A 16,758-nucleotide genomic window follows, 5' to 3' on the forward strand; every position below is an offset into this window, starting at 1 on the left:
ACGCATCTCTTCGAACAAAAAAAACACCCCATGCCCGTCATCAAAATCCTTCCCCATCCCGAATACTGCCCTGCAGGCACCGAAATCACGGCCCCCGCAGGCACGTCAATCTGCGAAGCCTTGCTCGACAACCACATCAACATCGAGCATGCCTGCGACATGAGCTGCGCCTGTACCACCTGCCACGTCATCGTGCGCCAGGGGCTGAATTCGCTCAACGAGGCGGAAGAAGAGGAAGAAGACCTGCTCGACCGTGCCTGGGGCCTGGAGCCGCAGTCGCGCCTGTCCTGCCAGGCCATCCTGGCGCAAACCGACGTGACCGTGGAAATCCCCAAGTACACGATCAACCACGCCAAGGAAAACCACTGAAATGACACGGCAGATCGTTCTCGACACCGAAACCACTGGCCTGTCGGCCGAGGGCGGGGACCGCATCATCGAGCTGGGCTGTGTGGAGCTGCTCAACCGCAAGCTCACGGGCAACAACCTGCACCTGTACTTCAACCCGGGCCGCGACAGCCACGAAGACGCGCTCAAGGTGCACGGCATCAGCAACGAGTTCCTGAAGGACAAGCCCAAGTTTGCCGAGGTGGTGGACGACATCCTGCAGTACCTGCAGGGCGCCGAGATCATCATCCACAACGCCGCGTTCGACGTGGGCTTTCTGAACAAGGAGCTGGAACTGGTGGGCCGCCCCGCGTTCCGCACCTATGTGGAGAGCGTCACCGACACGCTGGCCATGGCCAAGGAGATGTACCCCGGCAAGCGCAATTCGCTCGATGCCCTGTGCGACCGCCTGGGCGTGGACAACTCCGGCCGGACCTTGCACGGCGCCTTGCTGGATGCGGAGCTGCTGGCCGATGTGTACATCAATCTCACGCGCGGCCAGGACGCCCTGTTAATCGCCGACGACGCGCAGGACAGTGGCGATGGCCTGAAGGTCGCAGCCATCGACCTGCGAGCGCTGAGCCTCCCTGTCCTGCGCGCCAGCGAGCAGGAACAGACGGCCCATGCGGAGCTTCTGGCGCAAATTGACAAGGCCAGTGGCGGCAAAACAATTTGGCGAACTGTTCAGGCAGCCTGAAAAGCTGTGCCATAATCGAAGGCTGTCACAGCGACACGGGTGATTAGCTCAGCGGTAGAGCACTGCCTTCACACGGCAGGGGTCACATGTTCGATCCATNCGCTTTTGACTTCTTGCGAAAGCACCATGCTTCAGGGTGCCAACGTCGGGTGATTAGCTCAGCGGTAGAGCACTGCCTTCACACGGCAGGGGTCACATGTTCGATCCATNATTTGAAAACCCCTGCAGATTTTGGTCTGCAGGGGTTTTTTCATGGGCGTGGGCATAGGCAGCTGTTTCAGCGGCTGCACCTTGCAGGGCGGCTAAAGTGTCAGACTTGATGCCACGGCGGCTGCGTTTTCTGGCGCCGCGCTGTTTGTCCTCTGGCCTTTTTGCCGCTGTCGATACGCTCCGACCCATGATCACTTTCCACAACCCGTTTCACCAGGGGCATGCCCCCGTCCATGAGTTCTTTCGCGGTGAACGCGTGCCCTGTTTTGAGAAACCGGCACGCGTGGACTATGTCGAAGAGGCGCTGCGGGCGCGTGGCCATGGCCTGATGGCCCCGGACGTGGACAGCGGCCCCGTGTTGTCGCAGGTGCATGCGCCGCGTTATCTGGCCTTCCTGAAGACGGCCTGGCAGCAATGGCTGGCACTTGACGCTGCCAATGCGGGTGTGCAGCCGTTCCCGTCGGTCTGGCCCGTTCGTACCCTGCGCAGCGATCTGGAGCCTGAGAACTTTGTGGCCCGTCTGGGTCTGTACTCCATGGACAACGGCACCCCCATGGCGTCTGGTACCTGGGCTGCAGCCAAGGCGGGGGCCGATGCTGCCGCCAGCGCTGCGACACGGGTGGCCCAAGGAGCCCGCGCGGCGTTTTGCTGCACGCGGCCGCCGGGCCACCATGCCGGACCGGACTTCATGGGCGGCTATTGCTTTTTGAACAATGCCGCCGTGGCCGCACAGGTGCTGCGCAACCAGGGGGCACAGCGTGTGGCGGTGCTCGATGTGGATTACCACCATGGCAATGGAACACAAAGCATCTTCTACGACCGGGCCGATGTGCTGTTCATCAGCATTCATGGCGATCCACGCACCGAGTACCCGTTCTATCTGGGCCATGCGGACGAAACCGGGGCGGGCGAGGGCGCAGGCTTCAATCTGAACCTGCCGCTGCCTGCGGGCACCAGTGCAGCCACCTGGTTCGATGCGCTGGAAAGTGCCTGCTCGCGGATTGCCCGCCAGGGGGCTGACGCCCTGGTGATCTCCCTCGGGCTCGACGCCTTTGAGGGCGACCCCATCTCCAAGTTTGCGCTGGCGTCCGCCGATTTCACCCGGTTGGGTGAGCGCCTCGCGCGGCTGGGCCTGCCCACCGTCTTTGTGCTGGAAGGTGGTTATGCGGCCGCAGAACTGGGCACCAACGCCGTCAATGTGCTTGACGGGTTCGAGCAGGTCTGAGGGCGCAGCGCATTGAAAGGAAAGGCCATGACAAATCAGGTGGATTGTGTGGTGGTCGGCGCCGGTGTGGTGGGCCTGGCCGTAGCGCGGGCGCTGGCTTTGCAGGGGCGTGAAGTGATAGTGCTGGAGTCTGCGGACGCGATCGGGACGGGTATCAGTTCGCGCAACAGTGAGGTGATCCATGCCGGGCTGTACTACCCCACCGGCTCGTTGAAGGCCACGCTGTGCGTGCGTGGAAGAGACATGTTGTATGCCTACTGTGCGGAGCGCAGCGTGCCCCATCGCCGCTGCGGCAAGCTCCTGGTGGCAACTTCGTCGGGCCAGTTACCAAGCCTTGAGTCCATCCAGGCGCGGGCCCAAGCCAACGGCGTGCCGGATCTGCGTTGGCTGGGCCGCCATGACGCCCAGGCCATGGAGCCCGCGCTGGAATGTGTTGCTGCGTTGTTTTCGCCCAGTACTGGCATTGTGGACAGCCACGCCCTGATGCTCGCGTTGCAGGGCGATCTGGAGCACGCAGGGGGACTTGTGGTGCTGAATTCGCCCCTGGCGCAAGCAGAATGCGCGCAAGATGCTATAAATTTGGAAGCATTGGACGGCACCCGCTTGCGAGCGCGCGCTGTGGTTAATGCAGCAGGTCTGCATGCCCCTGGGCTGGCTCGCCGATTTGTGGGGTTGGCTGCCGAACAGGTGCCCCCTGCCCGCTACGCCAAAGGCAGCTATTTCACGCTGTCTGGCAAGGCCCCCTTCAGCCGTTTGATCTACCCTGTGCCCGAGGCCGCAGGCCTGGGCGTGCATCTGACACTCGATCTGGGGGGACAGGCCAAGTTTGGCCCCGACGTGCAGTGGGTGGATTCGCCAGATGACCTGCTGGTAGACCCCGCACGTGGGGATGCGTTCTACGCCGAAGTCCGCAAGTACTGGCCCGCGTTGCGCGATGGAGCGCTCGTACCTGGCTATGCGGGCATACGTCCCAAGATTCACGGCCCAGATGAGCTCGCAGCGGACTTTGTGATCCAGGGGCCATCAATCCACGGCATCCCTGGCCTGGTCAACCTGTTTGGCATTGAGTCCCCGGGGTTGACAAGCTCTCTGGCGATTGCCGAACATGTGGCCGCACTCGTTTGATCTGTGGCAAGCCATTTGCAATCGGTAACCTCTTGAGACCCCGTCCTACGAAGGGGAACAGGGCGGATGGCTAAGATGAACCGGTGCTCTGCCAGGCCATGCCGACAGCGCTGACGGATTTTTTTGTTGCTTAAAGAAAGGCTTGTATGACTGCTTCCGACACCACCACGACCCAGGGCGAACTGGAAAAGCTGGTTTCTGATCTGCGTGGGCTCCTGGCCAACAAAGATCTTGATGCGGTCCCGGAAATCAAGCTGCTGCGCCAGCGCCTTGACGATGGCATGCACAACGTGCGCGAGTCGGCAGTGCGTGCGGCGCAAGATGCCGCCCGCCAGGCCAAGGACGCTGCCCTTGCGGCCGACCGCTATGCACACGATGAACCATGGCGCGTGGCAGGTGCCGCGCTGGCCGTGGGTGCGTTGGTGGGCTTCCTGCTTGCGCGCCGCTGATCTTGGCTGGCAGGGCTCGGTCGCACAACACAGGGGCTGCGCATGAACTGGCTTTCCCTTCTGGGGCTGGAGTCACTGGTGGCCCGTTGGCGTGCCAATGTGATCGAAGGCGCCATCGCTGCCGAAGACCGCATGGACCTCGCCCGGCTGGAGTGGCAGGATCAAAAACAGCGGCTGCAGCAGATGCTGGTGCTGACCATTGTGGTGGCAGGGCTCACGGTGGTGGCATTGATCATGCTCTCGTTGGCGGTGCTCGTGCATTTTTGGGATACGCCCCATCGCACCCTGGTGGCCTGGCTGGTTGCGGCTGTCTGGACCGTGGGTTGGGCTGCCACACTGATGTCGCTCATTTCCGTCGCGCAGAAGGCGGGCAACGGCTTTGCCCTCACGCGCCGCGAGCTCGCGCAGGACTGGCGTGACATCAAGGAGCGTTTGTAATGGCGACATCCCATCCGTCCCCCTCCGTAGCGCCTCAGCCCGTCGTTCCCCCGCCTACTGCCGAACAGCAGAGGCTTCTTGACCGCATTGCCATGCAGCGAGACCGCCTGCGCGCCCGCAGGGCTGCGCGGGCACAGTCGCTGGCCTTGGTGCAGCGTGAACCGGGGGCGGGCGGCATTGACGAATCCTTGGTGCTTCGCGCCGCAGGGTTCGCGCGGGAGCATCCCCTGGCAGTTGCGGCCATGGCAGGGGTTGCCTTGGTGGCAGGGCCGCGCCGCCTGATCCGATGGGCGGGCGTGGTGCTGCCCATGCTGATGCGGCTCCGACGCTAGGCGGGTGCTGCATGCCTCTGCTCAGAGGCGCCTGCTTCTCGTAAATTGAAAAGAGCCGCTGACCACAGCGGCTCTTTTTTGTTTCCGGGTCAATGGGGCAGCCTGGACTCAACCCATGGCCTTGATGGCCTTTGCTGCCTTCACCACCAATGCAGGGCCTTCATAGATCAGTCCGGTATAGATCTGCACCACGTCGGCGCCCGCGCGGACCTTGCTGACCGCATCCTCGGCACTCATGATGCCGCCCACGCCGATGATGGGAAAGCGGCTGCCCAGCGCGGCGCGCAGTTGACGAATGACCTGGTTGCTTGCCTCCAGCACCGGGGCTCCGCTCAGGCCGCCGGTTTCCCCGGCATGGCGCAGGCCCTGCACCGCAGTGCGGCTGATGGTGGTGTTGGTGGCGATCACGCCGTCCATTCCATGGCGCTGCAGCGTGGCGGCGATCACGGACACCTGTGCTTCATCAAGGTCGGGGGCAATCTTCACAAACACCGGCACGCGGCGGCCATGCTGCGTGGCCAGGGCCTCACGCCGCTCGGCGATGGCACCCAGCAAGGCATCCAGGGCCGCGTCGCTTTGCAGCGCGCGTAGGTTCTGGGTGTTGGGTGAGCTGATGTTGACCGTCACGTAGTCTGCGTGGGGGTAGACGCCTTCCAGGCAGGCCAGGTAGTCGCTGGTGGCATTCTCGATGGGGGTGGTGGCGTTCTTTCCGATGTTGAGGCCCAACAGGAGGGGATGTTTGCGACTTTGTGATCGAAAGCGCGCCTGCTGTACGTTGTGCAAGAAGGCGTCCAGGCCTTCGTTGTTGAAGCCCAGGCGGTTGATCAGCGCGCGGGCTTCGGGCAGGCGGAACATGCGCGGCTTGGGATTGCCCGGCTGCGCCTTGGGTGTCACGGTACCGACCTCCACAAAGCCGAAGCCCATGGCGCCCAGGGCGTCGATGCAGCGGGCGTTCTTGTCCAGGCCTGCTGCCATCCCGACGCGGTTGGGAAAGGTCAAGCCCGCCAGTTCCACGGGATCGTCCACGGTTTCATTGCACCAGGCCCACTGCAACGGTGTGCGCTGCCCGCGCGCCAGCATGTCCATGGTGAGTTCGTGGGCGGTCTCGGCATCCAGGCCAAAGAGAAAGGGGCGGGTGAGGGCGTAGGGGATCAGGGACATGGAGGGATAATTCAAGGATTACCCCTGATTTTCTCCCATGACGACCACTCCTTCCCTGACCCAAGACGAACTCAAGACCCTGGTAGGCCAAGCGGCGCTGCAATATGTAGTGCCTGGCGAGATTGTGGGCGTAGGCACCGGCTCCACCGTCAACAAGTTCATCGATGCGCTGGCCACCATCAAGGACCAGATCAAGGGAGCTGTATCCAGCTCGGTGGCCAGCACGGAGCGGTTGAAGGCGCTGGGGATTGCAGTGTTTGATGCCAACGATGTAGCGGCGCTGTCGGTCTACATCGACGGTGCCGACGAGATCGATGGCAAAGGCCATATGGTCAAGGGCGGTGGCGCTGCGCTGACGCGCGAGAAAATCGTCGCTGCACTGGCGAGCCGCTTTGTGTGCATTGCCGACGAATCCAAGCTGGTTCAGGCGCTGGGGCAGTTTCCTTTGCCGGTTGAGGTGATCCCAATGGCGGCCAACCACATTGCGAGGCGTTTTGCGGCGATGGGCGGCCAGGCACAGTTGCGGCTGCGGGACGGGCAGCCCCTGGTGACCGACAACGGTCAATACATCCTGGATGTCCGCGGGCTCTCGATCACAGATCCGGTGGCGTTCGAGTCCGATATCAACCAATGGCCCGGGGTGGTGACGGTGGGAGTCTTTGCCCACCAGAAGGCGTCGGTCTGCCTGCTGGGCACGGCGCAAGGCGTCAAGACGCTCACATACTGATTCCTGGCTTCAGTAAACATTTTGCGCGCAAAGGAAAAGGGGCCTGAAAAGGCCCCTTTGATTTGACAGCCCACGCCAGCTTGTTCCCGGTTTGGAGCTGGCAGGTTTCCCGCGAATTGCGTGGCTTAGAACCGGATACCCGCCGGATTGCTGGGTGTCGGTCCATCGTTGACGGGTGCGGGGGGACGCGGACGCGCCCTGGAAGGCGCGGTGGGAGTGGCTGAGTCTGACGATGCGGGAGTCGCTGCAGGTTCTGCTGCAGCTTTCACGGCAACCAGCGGTGTGGGCGCAGGTTGGCGGTAGTTTCTGGGCAGAGCCGATTGTTTGGGGTAACCCGCCGCGTCCAGGTATTGCACCCATTCGCCTTCGGAGAAGCCTGCGAGCTGCTGGCCGCCGATGGTGCCAAAGGGCAGGCCGGTACCGCCGCTCAGCCGTTGAAGCGCCGCGATGTCCTCGTTGCTGGACACGGTGCGCTCGGTGAAGGGAACACCCCGAGAAGTGAGCAGGTTGCGCGCGGAGGTGCAAGGCGGGCAGTCGTTGCCGGTATAGATCGTGACAGGAAAGCGGTTGGCGATCTGGCGCAGTTCGTAGGGCAGCGCGCCGTTGGCGGCAGGGGGGGGCTCGGTGGCCGCGCGGGCAGGTTGCGCGTTGGCGTCGGCGGGTGCTCGGTCCGAAAACGTCACCTTGCCATCCGGGCCGACGATGCGGTAAACGCCTTGCGCCTGCACGCTGGCGCACGCCAGCGTCATCAGCAAGGACGCCAGCAGGGGGGCGGTCAACGGCTTGTGCATGTTCATTCTCCTCACTCCTTCGTGGTCATCAGGCCCCGGGCGCAGGGTGTGCACGCCAGGGCCATGGTTCGGTTCAGGCGGTTGACTCTTCGGCCATGCCCTGGTGGCGCAGCAGGGCGTCCAGGCTGGGCTCGCGGCCCCGGAAGGCCTTGAACGATTCCATCGCAGGGCGGCTGCCGCCGGCTTCCAGGATGGCCTGGCGATAGCGGCGGCCCGTTTCGATGCTGGGCAGGCCATCGCTCCCAGAGGTTTCCTCGAAAGCAGCATAGGCGTCTGCACTCAGTACCTCGGCCCACTTGTAGCTGTAGTAGCCAGCGGCATACCCGCCCGCAAAAATATGGCTGAAGGTGTGTGCCGTGCGGCTGAATGCCGGGGGTTGCAGCACGGCCACTTCGCGGCGCACCTGGTCCAGCAGAGGCATGATGTCCTGGGCCGGGTCGTGTTCGGTGTGCAGCAGCATGTCGAACAGCGAGAACTCGATCTGGCGCAGCGTCTGCATGCCGCTCTGGTAGTTCTTGGCGGCAATCATCTTGTCGAAGAGCGCGCGGGGCAGGGGCTCTCCCGTGTCCACATGGGCCGTCATGTGCTTGAGCACATCCCATTCCCAGCAGAAGTTCTCCATGAACTGGCTGGGCAGCTCCACCGCATCCCACTCCACGCCGCCGATGCCCGAGACGTCACGCTCGTTCACCTGGGTCAGCATGTGGTGCAGGCCGTGGCCAAACTCGTGGAAGAGGGTGATTACGTCGTCGTGCGTGAGCAGTGGCGGTTTGCCGTCCACGCCACTGGCGAAGTTGCACACCAGGTGCGCCACCGGGGTCTGCAGCACGCCTGTGTCGGGGCGCAACCAGCGTGTGCGCACATCATCCATCCAGGCGCCGCCACGCTTGCCGGTGCGTGCGGGCTGGTCGAGGTAGAACTGGCCTACCAGCTGGGGGCCCTTGTGGGTACCTTCCGGATGCGCGCGCTCGATGCGGTAAAACTCGACGGCCGGGTGCCAGACGGCAGCTGTGTCGCGTCGGATGGACACCTCGAACAGGGTTTCGATGATCTTGAACAGGCCCGCCAGCACCTTGGGCGCCGTGAAGTACTTCTTGACCTCCTGCTCGCTGAAGGCGTAACGCGCTTCCTTGAGCTTTTCGGAAATGTAGGGCCAGTCCCAGGCCTTCGGATCGGCCAGACCCAGGTGTTCGGCGGCAAACGCGCGCAGGTCGGCGATGTCCTTCTCTGCGTAGGGGCGGGCGCGGCGGGCCAGGTCACGCAGGAAGGTGATCACCTGCGCCGGTGACTGGGCCATCTTGGGCACCACGGACACTTCACCAAAATTGGCGTAGCCCAGCAGTTGAGCCTCTTCGCGGCGCAGTGCCAGGATTTCGCTGATCAGTGCTGTGTTGTCGAATTTGCGCGCGTCGCCCTCGGCCTGATCGGAGGCACGGGTCACATAGGCACGGTAGAGCTTCTCGCGCAGTTCGCTGCGCGCGGCAAACTGCATGACCGGCAGATAGCAAGGCATCTTCAGGGTGAGCTTGTAGCCTTCCTTGCCGTCTGCCTGTGCTGCGGCCAGCGCGGCCTGTTGCACATCGTCTGGAATGCCTTCCAGTTCTTCGGCCGTGGCGTAGTAGGCGTAGGCGTCGGTGGCATCGAGGGCGTTTTCGCTGAATTTCTGGCTCAGCTCGGCCTGGCGCTCCTGGATCTGCGCAAAGCGTTCCTTGGCGGCACCGGTCAGTTCTGCGCCGCTCAACACAAAGTTGCGCACCGCGTTCAGGTGGGCCTGACGCTGTTCCGCCGTCAAGGTGGCGGGGTCGATGGCCTTGTATTTGGCGTACAGGCGTTCATCGGCACCCAGGCGCGTCCAGAACTCGGTGACCCGGGGCAAGGCGGCGTTGTAGGCGGCGCGCAGTTCGGGGGTGTCGGCCACGCTGTTGAGGTGGCTGATGCTGCCCCAGGCAGTGCCCAGCCGTTCGGTGGCCACATCCAGCACTTTCGCAATCGCGTCCCAGCGGGCCGGAAAGTCGGGGGCGGTAACGGCCTCCAGCGCCGCGTTGGCGCGCTCGAGCAGTACATCCACCGCAGGCGCCACGTCCTGCGGTGTGATGCGGTCGAAATGGGGGAGGTCCGAGAAGTCGAGAAGGGCGTTGCTCATGCGAAATCAGATGGCGCCAGATGGCGCAGGTTCAAGTTGCAAAGCAGCCGGCATCGACGGCACTGACCCAGGTCAGTGCGCTGCGGTGCGCTCGGCGGCTTCGATGGTGTTCACCAGCAGCATGGTAATGGTCATGGGGCCAACCCCGCCAGGCACGGGGGTGATCCAGCCGGCTACTTCCTTGACGCCGTCAAAGTCCACGTCGCCGCAGAGTTTGCCTTCGTCGTTGCGGTTCATGCCCACGTCGATCACCACGGCGCCAGGCTTGACCATGTCGGCAGTCAGCACATTGCGTTTGCCCACTGCGGCCACGATCACATCGGCTTGCAGGGTTTGTGCCTTGAGATCCTGGGTGGCGCTGTGGCAAATGGTGACGGTGGCATTCTGGCCCAGCAGCATCAGCGCCATGGGCTTGCCCACGATGTTGCTGCGGCCGATGACCACGGCGTGTTTGCCCTTGAGGTCGTAGCCGATGCTTTCCAGCATCTTCATGCAGCCATAGGGCGTGCAGGGCCAGAAGCCGGGCATGCCGGTCATCAGGGCCCCGGCGCTGGCGATGTGAAAGCCGTCCACGTCCTTGGCGGGCGAGATGGCTTCGATCACTTTCTGTGCATCAATGTGTTTTGGCAGGGGCAACTGCACCAGGATGCCGTGGATGGCCGGGTCGTTGTTGAGTGCTTCCACGCGGGCCAGCAGCGCGGCTTCGGTCATGTCGGCCTCGTACTTTTCGAGGACGGAGTACAAGCCGCTGTCTTCGCAGGCCTTGACTTTGTTGCGCACATACACCTGGCTGGCAGGGTTGTCGCCCACCAGGACGACGGCCAGGCCGGGCTTGACGCCGCGTGCCGCCAGGGCAGCTGCGCGTTGCGCCACGTCGGCGCGCAGTTGGCGGGAAAGGGCGTTGCCGTCGATGGGTTGGGCTGTCATGTCAAAAAATATCAATCAAATTGGGCTCTAACGCTTTATTGATAAGCGCTAGAAGCTATCAAAATATGAGTATCAACCCTTGGGGGCATTCTGGCCGAGAGCGATCTTGAGCAGATCGGCCACGGTGTTGGCGTTGAGCTTTTCCATGATGTTGGCGCGGTGCGCCTCCACCGTCTTGATGCTGATGCCCAGGTCGTCGGCGATCTGCTTGTTCAGGCGACCGGCCACGATGCGTTCGAGCACCTGGGCTTCGCGGCTGGTGAGCTTGGACAGCAGGGCATCGCGGCTCGCGGCCTGCTGATAGCCGGCGAAGGCTTCGCGGGCGTGGTCGAGCATGCGCTCGACGAGGCCCACCAGTTCTTCCTCGTCAAAAGGCTTTTGGATGAAATCCAGCGCGCCTTTTTTCATGGTGTTCACGGCCATGGGCACGTCGCCGTGGCCGGTGATGAACACGATGGGCAAGGGGGACTTGCGCTCGATCAGGCGGTCCTGCAGCTCCAGGCCCGTCATGCCGCCCATGCGGATGTCCACAATCAGGCAGGCGACTTCGCGCGGGTCGTAGCGTGAGAGAAACGTCTCGGCCGAATCAAAGCAACGCACCCGATAGTCCTTGCCTTCCAGCAGCCACTGCAGGGAATCGCGAACTGCCTCGTCGTCGTCAACAACGTAGACAGTGCCTTTTTTCGGAATCAAGCTCATGCAATTGTCCTTGGTTTTTGATTGTTTGCTACAGAATTTGTAGTGGCATCAGCAGGCTTGGCAAGCGGCAGCCAGAAGGAGAACCTGCAGCCCGTGACCTCTGATCCATTGTAGAGGTTCTCCGCCAGCATCCTGCCCTGGTGTGACTCGACGATGCTGCGGCACAGATTGAGGCCCATGCCCATGCCTTCTTCCTTGGTAGAGAAGAAGGCTTCGAACAGGCGCTCCAGCACCTCGGGGGCGAGGCCCTTGCCGGTGTCCTGCACCGAGAACTCCACCACTTCGCGGTCTTCGATGTGCTTGGGCACCACGCGCAGCTCCACGCTGCGACCCGAAGGTGGGCGGTTGGCGTGCTGGATGGCTTCGGCGCCGTTCTTCATGAGGTTGACCAGCACCTGCTCGATCAGGATGGTGTCCACCATCACAGGCGGCAAGCGGGCTGCCACATAGTGCGTCAGGCGCACGTTGTGCCGGCGAAGCTCGATGTCGGCCAGCTCCACGGCTTCGTTGACCATCGAATGCACGTCGGCCAGGGTGCGGTTGGGCTCGCTCTTTTTCACAAAGGCCCGGATGCGCTGGATGATCTGACCCGCGCGCTGGGCCTGGTGGGCGGTCTTCTGCAACGCCGTGAGCAGGGCTTCCTCGGTCAGCTGGCCGCTCTGGATGCGCGAGACCATGCCGCTGCAGTAATTGTTGATGGCCGTGAGCGGCTGGTTGAGTTCGTGCGCCACGCTGGAGGCCATCTCGCCCATGGTGATGAGGCGGCTGACGGATTGGGCGCGCTCGGCCTGCCGCGCCGCCTGTTCCTCGGCCTGGCGACGGGGGGTGATGTCGGTGGCAATCACCATCTGGGCCAGGCGGCCATCCACCCAGTTGAGGTAGCGCGAGCGCACTTCGAGCCATTTTCCCAGGTCGGGCAGGTAGATCTCGGCGTTCTCGGTGCGGGCACTGGTGAGCGGGTCGGTCGGCAGGCCCATGAGCCCGTCTTCGTCGTCCATGCCCGTGTGCTCCGTGCCCGCCACGGGCACCACGCCGGCCTGCGCCACCAGCTGCAGGTGCCCACCCGTTTGCGAGCCGAACCATTGGCGGTAGAGCTTATTGGCAAACAGCAGTTCTTCGCTGCCCAGCGGTGCCACGGAGACCGAGGCGTCCAGCGACTCCAGCACGATGGTGAAGCGCTCGTGCGATGCGGAAAGCTGTTCGCGGATGCGGTTGGGCTCGGTGATGTCGGTCATCGAGGTCATCCAGCCCGTCTGCTGGCCGTGCGCATCGATCAAGGGCGACACATAAAGCCTCGCATCGAACAGGGTGCCGCTTTTGCGCCGCACCCGCACCTGAAAACCGCCGACGATGGTTTTGCCCGACAGTTCGTCGCGCAGCTTGGCGTGCAAGGCCTCGTGGTCGGAGTCGGGCCAGTAAGGGAAGGGCGCTTTCAGGCCCACCAATTCGGCCTCGCTCCAGCCGGTCATCTGACAGAAAGCGGCGTTCACGTAGGTGATGCGGCCTTCCATGTCCAGCGCGCGCATGCCTGTCAGGATGGAGTTCTCCATCGCGCGGCGGAAGTTCGTCTCGGCCACCAGGGCCTGCTGGGCCTGCATGCGGCGGCGGGTGTGGCGCCAGGTGGCGATCAGCATCCAGGCCGTCATGGCCGAAAGCGTGCCCACCAGCCAGAACAGCCCGCTGCCCACCACGCCCAGCGAGGTGCGGTAGGCCTGTGCCTTGAGCACCAGCCCGTTGCCCACCGGAGAGACGGGCACCTCGTATTCGTTGGCGCGGGTCGTCCACGGCAGAAGCTGGGTGGCCGTGTTGCGTGGGCCCAGAGGGGTTCCGGCCAGCACCTGGTTCTTGCCATCGAGCAGCGTGACGGCGTAGCGCGCCAGCACCTCGGTGGGCGTGCCATAGCGCAGCAGGCTGTCGATGGAGTATTCGCCCAGCACCACCCCGCTGAATTTGCCCTGGTTGTTCAAAGGCACCTGCAGCTGGAGCAGCGGGGTTGAATCGCCCGAGGTTGCGGCCGGCTGGGCGTACACCGGCTGTTGCAGGTCGCGGGCCAGGCCAAAGGTGTCGGCCGTGTCGCCGGGTTTGAGCACTTCACCGGCAATGCGCAACTCGCTGCTGGCCAGCGTGGGCGCTGCATGGCTGGCACGGATGCGGCGGCGCTCGTCGATCCAGGTGATCGCCTGCAGTTCGGGGTATTGGCTGATCAGGCTTTCGGCACGGCTTACAAACTCCGCGCGTTCCAGCTCCTGGTTCGACAGGTCGCGTGCAATGCGCATGAGCTGTTCCTGCCGCTCCAGCAGCCGCAGGCGCACGCGCTGTTGCGCGTATTCCACGTCACGCCGTAGGGCTTCTTGTTCGCGCTCGGCCTCTTCGGCGCGCAAATACCAGAACGCCGCCACGATGGCGGCCAGAAACATCAGCACGGCCGCCAGGGGCGCCAGCGCCGCGAACCGGTCCTGCCGGGTGGGCGACAACCCGCGCCACCACTTGCGCCACCAGCGGGCGGGCGCTGCCACGACCATGGCCGTGGAGGAGGGGTGGGGGGGCAGGGAATCCATCCTCCGAGTGTAGGGGAGCCGTGGCCCGCCATCGCGGCCATGGGTAATGTGCGTTTGCAGCATTTTCTTGCAATATGAAATGCATGGGCACCATTTGAAATTACAGAAAAATATGCGAAACTAGAGCCAACGTACTAAATTGCTGCCACACCTACAGGAGACAAAGCATGTCAGCTCAGCCCGACCCCCAGGCCGGAAACGGTAACGCGCCCGCCACCGACACCGACCAGCAGGAAACCCGTGAGTGGATGGATGCGCTGTCCGCCGTCATCGACAAAGAGGGGGCCGAGCGCGCCCACTACCTGCTGGAGCAGTTGCTGGAACATGCCCGCCAGAACAGCGTCGACCTGCCGTTCTCGGCCAACACCGGCTACGTCAACACCATCGAGCCCGGCATGGAGGCACGCAGCCCCGGCAACCTCGAAATCGAACAGCGTTTGCGCGCCTACATGCGCTGGAACGCCATGGCCATGGTGGTCAAGGCCAACCGCCACCATCCACCCGAGGGCGGTGACCTGGGCGGCCACATCGGCTCCTTTGCTTCGCTGGCCAGCATGTTCGGCGCCGGCTTCAACCACTTCTGGCATGCCGAGAGCGAGAACCACGGCGGTGACCTGCTCTACATCCAGGGCCACGTGTCGCCCGGCATCTATGCCCGCGCCTACCTCGAGGGCCGTCTGAGCGAAGACCAATTGCTCAACTTCCGCCAGGAAGTGGATGGCAAGGGCCTGTCGAGCTACCCGCACCCCAAGCTCATGCCCGAGTTCTGGCAGTTCCCCACCGTGTCCATGGGCCTGGGCCCGCTGATGGCCATCTACCAGGCGCGTTTCCTCAAGTACCTGCACGCTCGTGGCATCGCCAATACCGAAAACCGCAAGGTCTGGGTGTTCTGCGGCGACGGTGAGATGGACGAAGTCGAATCCCTGGGCGCCATTGGCCTCGCCGCGCGCGAGAAGCTCGACAACCTGGTGTTCGTCATCAACTGCAACCTGCAGCGGCTGGACGGCCCCGTGCGTGGCAACGGCAAGATCATCCAGGAGCTTGAAGGCGAGTTCCGCGGTTCTGGCTGGAACGTCATCAAGCTGATCTGGGGTAAGGGCTGGGACGCGCTCCTGGCCAAGGACCACGACGGCGCACTGCGCAAGCTCATGATGGACACGAACGACGGCGACTACCAGGCCATGAAGGCCAACGACGGTGCCTACGTCCGCAAGAACTTCTTCGGCCGCGATCCACGCACGCTCAAGATGGTCGAGCACATGACCGACGACGAGATCTGGAACCTGCAGCGTGGCGGCCATGATTCGCAAAAGGTGTACGCGGCCTTCCATGCCGCGCAGAACCATGGCGGCCAGCCTTCCGTCCTGCTGATCAAGACTGTCAAGGGTTTTGGCATGGGCAAGATTGGCGAGGCCAAGAACACCGTCCACCAGACCAAGAAGCTCAGCGACGAAGACATCAAGGCCTTCCGCGACCGCTTCAACATCCCGGTCCCGGACAGCCAGCTCGCCGAGCTGCCGTTCTACAAGCCGGCCGACGACACCCCGGAAATGAAGTACCTGCACGAGCGCCGCAAGGCCTTGGGCGGCTACCTGCCACACCGCCGCGTGAAGGCCGACGAGAGCTTCACCGTGCCCGCACTGGACACCTTCAAGGCCATCCTGGAGCCCACGCCCGAAGGCCGCGAAATCTCCACCACGCAAGCCTACGTGCGCTTCCTCACCCAGCTGCTGCGTGATCAGGCCCTGGGCCCCCGTGTGGTGCCTATCCTCGTGGACGAAGCCCGCACTTTCGGCATGGAAGGCCTGTTCCGCCAGATCGGCATCTACAACCCCGCAGGCCAGCAGTACACCCCGGTCGATAAAGACCAGGTCATGTACTACAAGGAAGACAAGGCCGGCCAGATCCTGCAGGAAGGTATCAACGAAGCCGGTGGCATGAGCAGCTGGATCGCCGCAGCCACGTCGTACAGCACGAACAACCGGATCATGATCCCGTTCTACGTGTACTACTCGATGTTCGGGTTCCAGCGCATTGGCGACCTGGCCTGGGCGGCCGGCGACATGCAGGCCCGTGGTTTCCTGCTGGGCGGCACGTCGGGCCGCACCACGCTCAACGGCGAAGGCCTGCAGCACGAAGATGGCCACAGCCACATCCTGGCCAACACCATCCCGAACTGCGTGAGCTACGACCCCACCTTCGCGCACGAAGTGGCGGTGATCATGCAGCATGGCCTCAAGCGCATGGTGGAGCTGCAGGAGAACGTGTACTACTACCTCACGCTGCTGAACGAAAACTACGCGATGCCTGGCCTCACGCCCGGCACCGAAGAGCAGATCATCAAGGGCATGTACCTGTGCAAGCCCGGTGTGGACAGCGCCAGCGCACCCCGCGTGCAACTGCTGGGCTCGGGCACCATCCTGCGCGAATCATTCTTTGCGCAAGAACTGCTGGCCACCGACTGGGGTGTGCAGGCCGACGTGTGGAGCTGCCCGAGCTTCAACGAGCTCACCCGCGACGGCCAGGACGCCGACCGCTGGAACCTGCTGCACCCGCTGGAGACACCGCGCGTGCCATTTGTGGCGCAGCAGTTGGGCGCCAGCAGCGGCCCCGTGGTGGCATCCACCGACTACATGAAGGCTTACGCCGAGCAGATTCGCCCGTTCGTCCCCAAGGGCCGTACCTACAAGGTGCTGGGCACCGACGGCTTTGGCCGCAGCGACTTCCGCAGCAAGCTGCGCGAGCACTTCGAGATCAACCGGCACTACATCGTGGTGGCGGCCCTCAAGGCGCTGAGCGAAGACGGTGTGGTGCCTGCGACCAAGGTGGCCGAGGCCATCAAGAAATACGGCATCCAGGCTGACAAGATCAACCCCCTTTACGCATAAA

General features: G+C 63.5%; 15 protein-coding genes. 9 read left to right on the forward strand and 6 right to left on the reverse strand.

The annotated features are described in order from the left end of the window. Window positions 1–30: 30 nt before the first annotated feature. The 7 genes from fdx to ASE52_RS05095 all read left to right on the forward strand — a co-directional run bounded on the left by fdx (window position 31) and on the right by ASE52_RS05095 (window position 4,863). The gene (fdx, locus tag ASE52_RS05055) at window positions 31–369 is read left to right on the forward strand and encodes an ISC system 2Fe-2S type ferredoxin (protein WP_010458418.1); all 339 of its coding nucleotides are present in this window, start codon (window positions 31–33) and stop codon (window positions 367–369) included. Window position 370: 1 nt separating this feature from the next. Continuing rightward, window positions 371–1,084 (forward strand): DNA polymerase III subunit epsilon, encoded by a 714-nt coding sequence (gene dnaQ, locus ASE52_RS05060; RefSeq protein WP_057224252.1) that lies wholly within the window; start codon window positions 371–373, stop codon window positions 1,082–1,084. Window positions 1,085–1,481: 397 nt separating this feature from the next. Further along, a complete protein-coding gene (locus tag ASE52_RS05075) occupies window positions 1,482–2,519 on the forward strand; it encodes a histone deacetylase family protein (RefSeq protein WP_057224254.1) in 1,038 nt (345 codons plus the stop codon). Window positions 2,520–2,546: 27 nt separating this feature from the next. Continuing rightward, window positions 2,547–3,644 carry an NAD(P)/FAD-dependent oxidoreductase gene (locus ASE52_RS05080; protein WP_057224257.1) on the forward strand — a complete coding sequence of 366 codons (1,098 nt, stop codon included), beginning with the start codon at window positions 2,547–2,549 and terminating at the stop codon, window positions 3,642–3,644. Between the two features lie 146 nt (window positions 3,645–3,790). After that, on the forward strand, window positions 3,791–4,093 hold the full coding sequence (locus ASE52_RS05085; protein WP_010458410.1) for a DUF883 family protein: 303 nt from the start codon (window positions 3,791–3,793) through the stop codon (window positions 4,091–4,093). Between the two features lie 42 nt (window positions 4,094–4,135). Next, window positions 4,136–4,531 (forward strand): phage holin family protein, encoded by a 396-nt coding sequence (locus tag ASE52_RS05090; RefSeq protein WP_010458409.1) that lies wholly within the window; start codon window positions 4,136–4,138, stop codon window positions 4,529–4,531. After that, entirely contained in the window at window positions 4,531–4,863 is a 333-nt protein-coding gene (locus tag ASE52_RS05095; RefSeq protein ID WP_010458408.1) for a hypothetical protein, read from the forward strand. The genes ASE52_RS05090 and ASE52_RS05095 overlap by 1 nt, the downstream gene beginning before the upstream one ends. A gap of 108 nt (window positions 4,864–4,971) precedes the next feature. Here the strand turns inward: ASE52_RS05095 and ASE52_RS05100 are convergent, their stop codons facing one another. After that, entirely contained in the window at window positions 4,972–6,024 is a 1,053-nt protein-coding gene (locus tag ASE52_RS05100; protein WP_057224259.1) for a quinone-dependent dihydroorotate dehydrogenase, read from the reverse strand. Between the two features lie 37 nt (window positions 6,025–6,061). Between ASE52_RS05100 and rpiA the strand changes: the two genes are divergently transcribed. Then, window positions 6,062–6,751 carry a ribose-5-phosphate isomerase RpiA gene (gene rpiA / locus ASE52_RS05105; RefSeq protein ID WP_057224261.1) on the forward strand — a complete coding sequence of 230 codons (690 nt, stop codon included), beginning with the start codon at window positions 6,062–6,064 and terminating at the stop codon, window positions 6,749–6,751. Window positions 6,752–6,876: 125 nt separating this feature from the next. On the opposite strand, the gene ASE52_RS05110 is transcribed toward rpiA, so the two are convergent. The 5 genes from ASE52_RS05110 to ASE52_RS05130 all read right to left on the reverse strand — a co-directional run bounded on the left by ASE52_RS05110 (window position 6,877) and on the right by ASE52_RS05130 (window position 13,869). Further along, window positions 6,877–7,548, reverse strand: coding sequence for a glutaredoxin family protein (locus tag ASE52_RS05110; protein ID WP_198928058.1), 672 nt, complete (start codon window positions 7,546–7,548; stop codon window positions 6,877–6,879). Window positions 7,549–7,615: 67 nt separating this feature from the next. Then, window positions 7,616–9,685: a M3 family metallopeptidase gene (locus ASE52_RS05115; protein WP_057224263.1), complete on the reverse strand. Its 2,070-nt coding sequence runs from the start codon at window positions 9,683–9,685 to the stop codon at window positions 7,616–7,618. Between the two features lie 72 nt (window positions 9,686–9,757). Further along, window positions 9,758–10,612, reverse strand: a complete 855-nt coding sequence (gene folD / locus ASE52_RS05120) for a bifunctional methylenetetrahydrofolate dehydrogenase/methenyltetrahydrofolate cyclohydrolase FolD (RefSeq protein ID WP_057224265.1) — start codon at window positions 10,610–10,612, stop codon at window positions 9,758–9,760. Between the two features lie 72 nt (window positions 10,613–10,684). Next, window positions 10,685–11,311 (reverse strand): response regulator transcription factor, encoded by a 627-nt coding sequence (locus ASE52_RS05125; RefSeq protein WP_007848524.1) that lies wholly within the window; start codon window positions 11,309–11,311, stop codon window positions 10,685–10,687. Next, window positions 11,308–13,869, reverse strand: coding sequence for a PAS domain S-box protein (locus tag ASE52_RS05130; RefSeq protein ID WP_010458399.1), 2,562 nt, complete (start codon window positions 13,867–13,869; stop codon window positions 11,308–11,310). The genes ASE52_RS05125 and ASE52_RS05130 overlap by 4 nt, the downstream gene beginning before the upstream one ends. A 167-nt stretch (window positions 13,870–14,036) precedes the next feature. Between ASE52_RS05130 and aceE the strand changes: the two genes are divergently transcribed. Further along, window positions 14,037–16,757 carry a pyruvate dehydrogenase (acetyl-transferring), homodimeric type gene (aceE, locus tag ASE52_RS05135; protein WP_057224266.1) on the forward strand — a complete coding sequence of 907 codons (2,721 nt, stop codon included), beginning with the start codon at window positions 14,037–14,039 and terminating at the stop codon, window positions 16,755–16,757. Window position 16,758 lies beyond the last annotated feature (1 nt).

It is taken from the genome of Acidovorax sp. Root275 (assembly GCF_001428965.1).
Taxonomy (GTDB): domain Bacteria; phylum Pseudomonadota; class Gammaproteobacteria; order Burkholderiales; family Burkholderiaceae_C; genus Acidovorax; species Acidovorax radicis.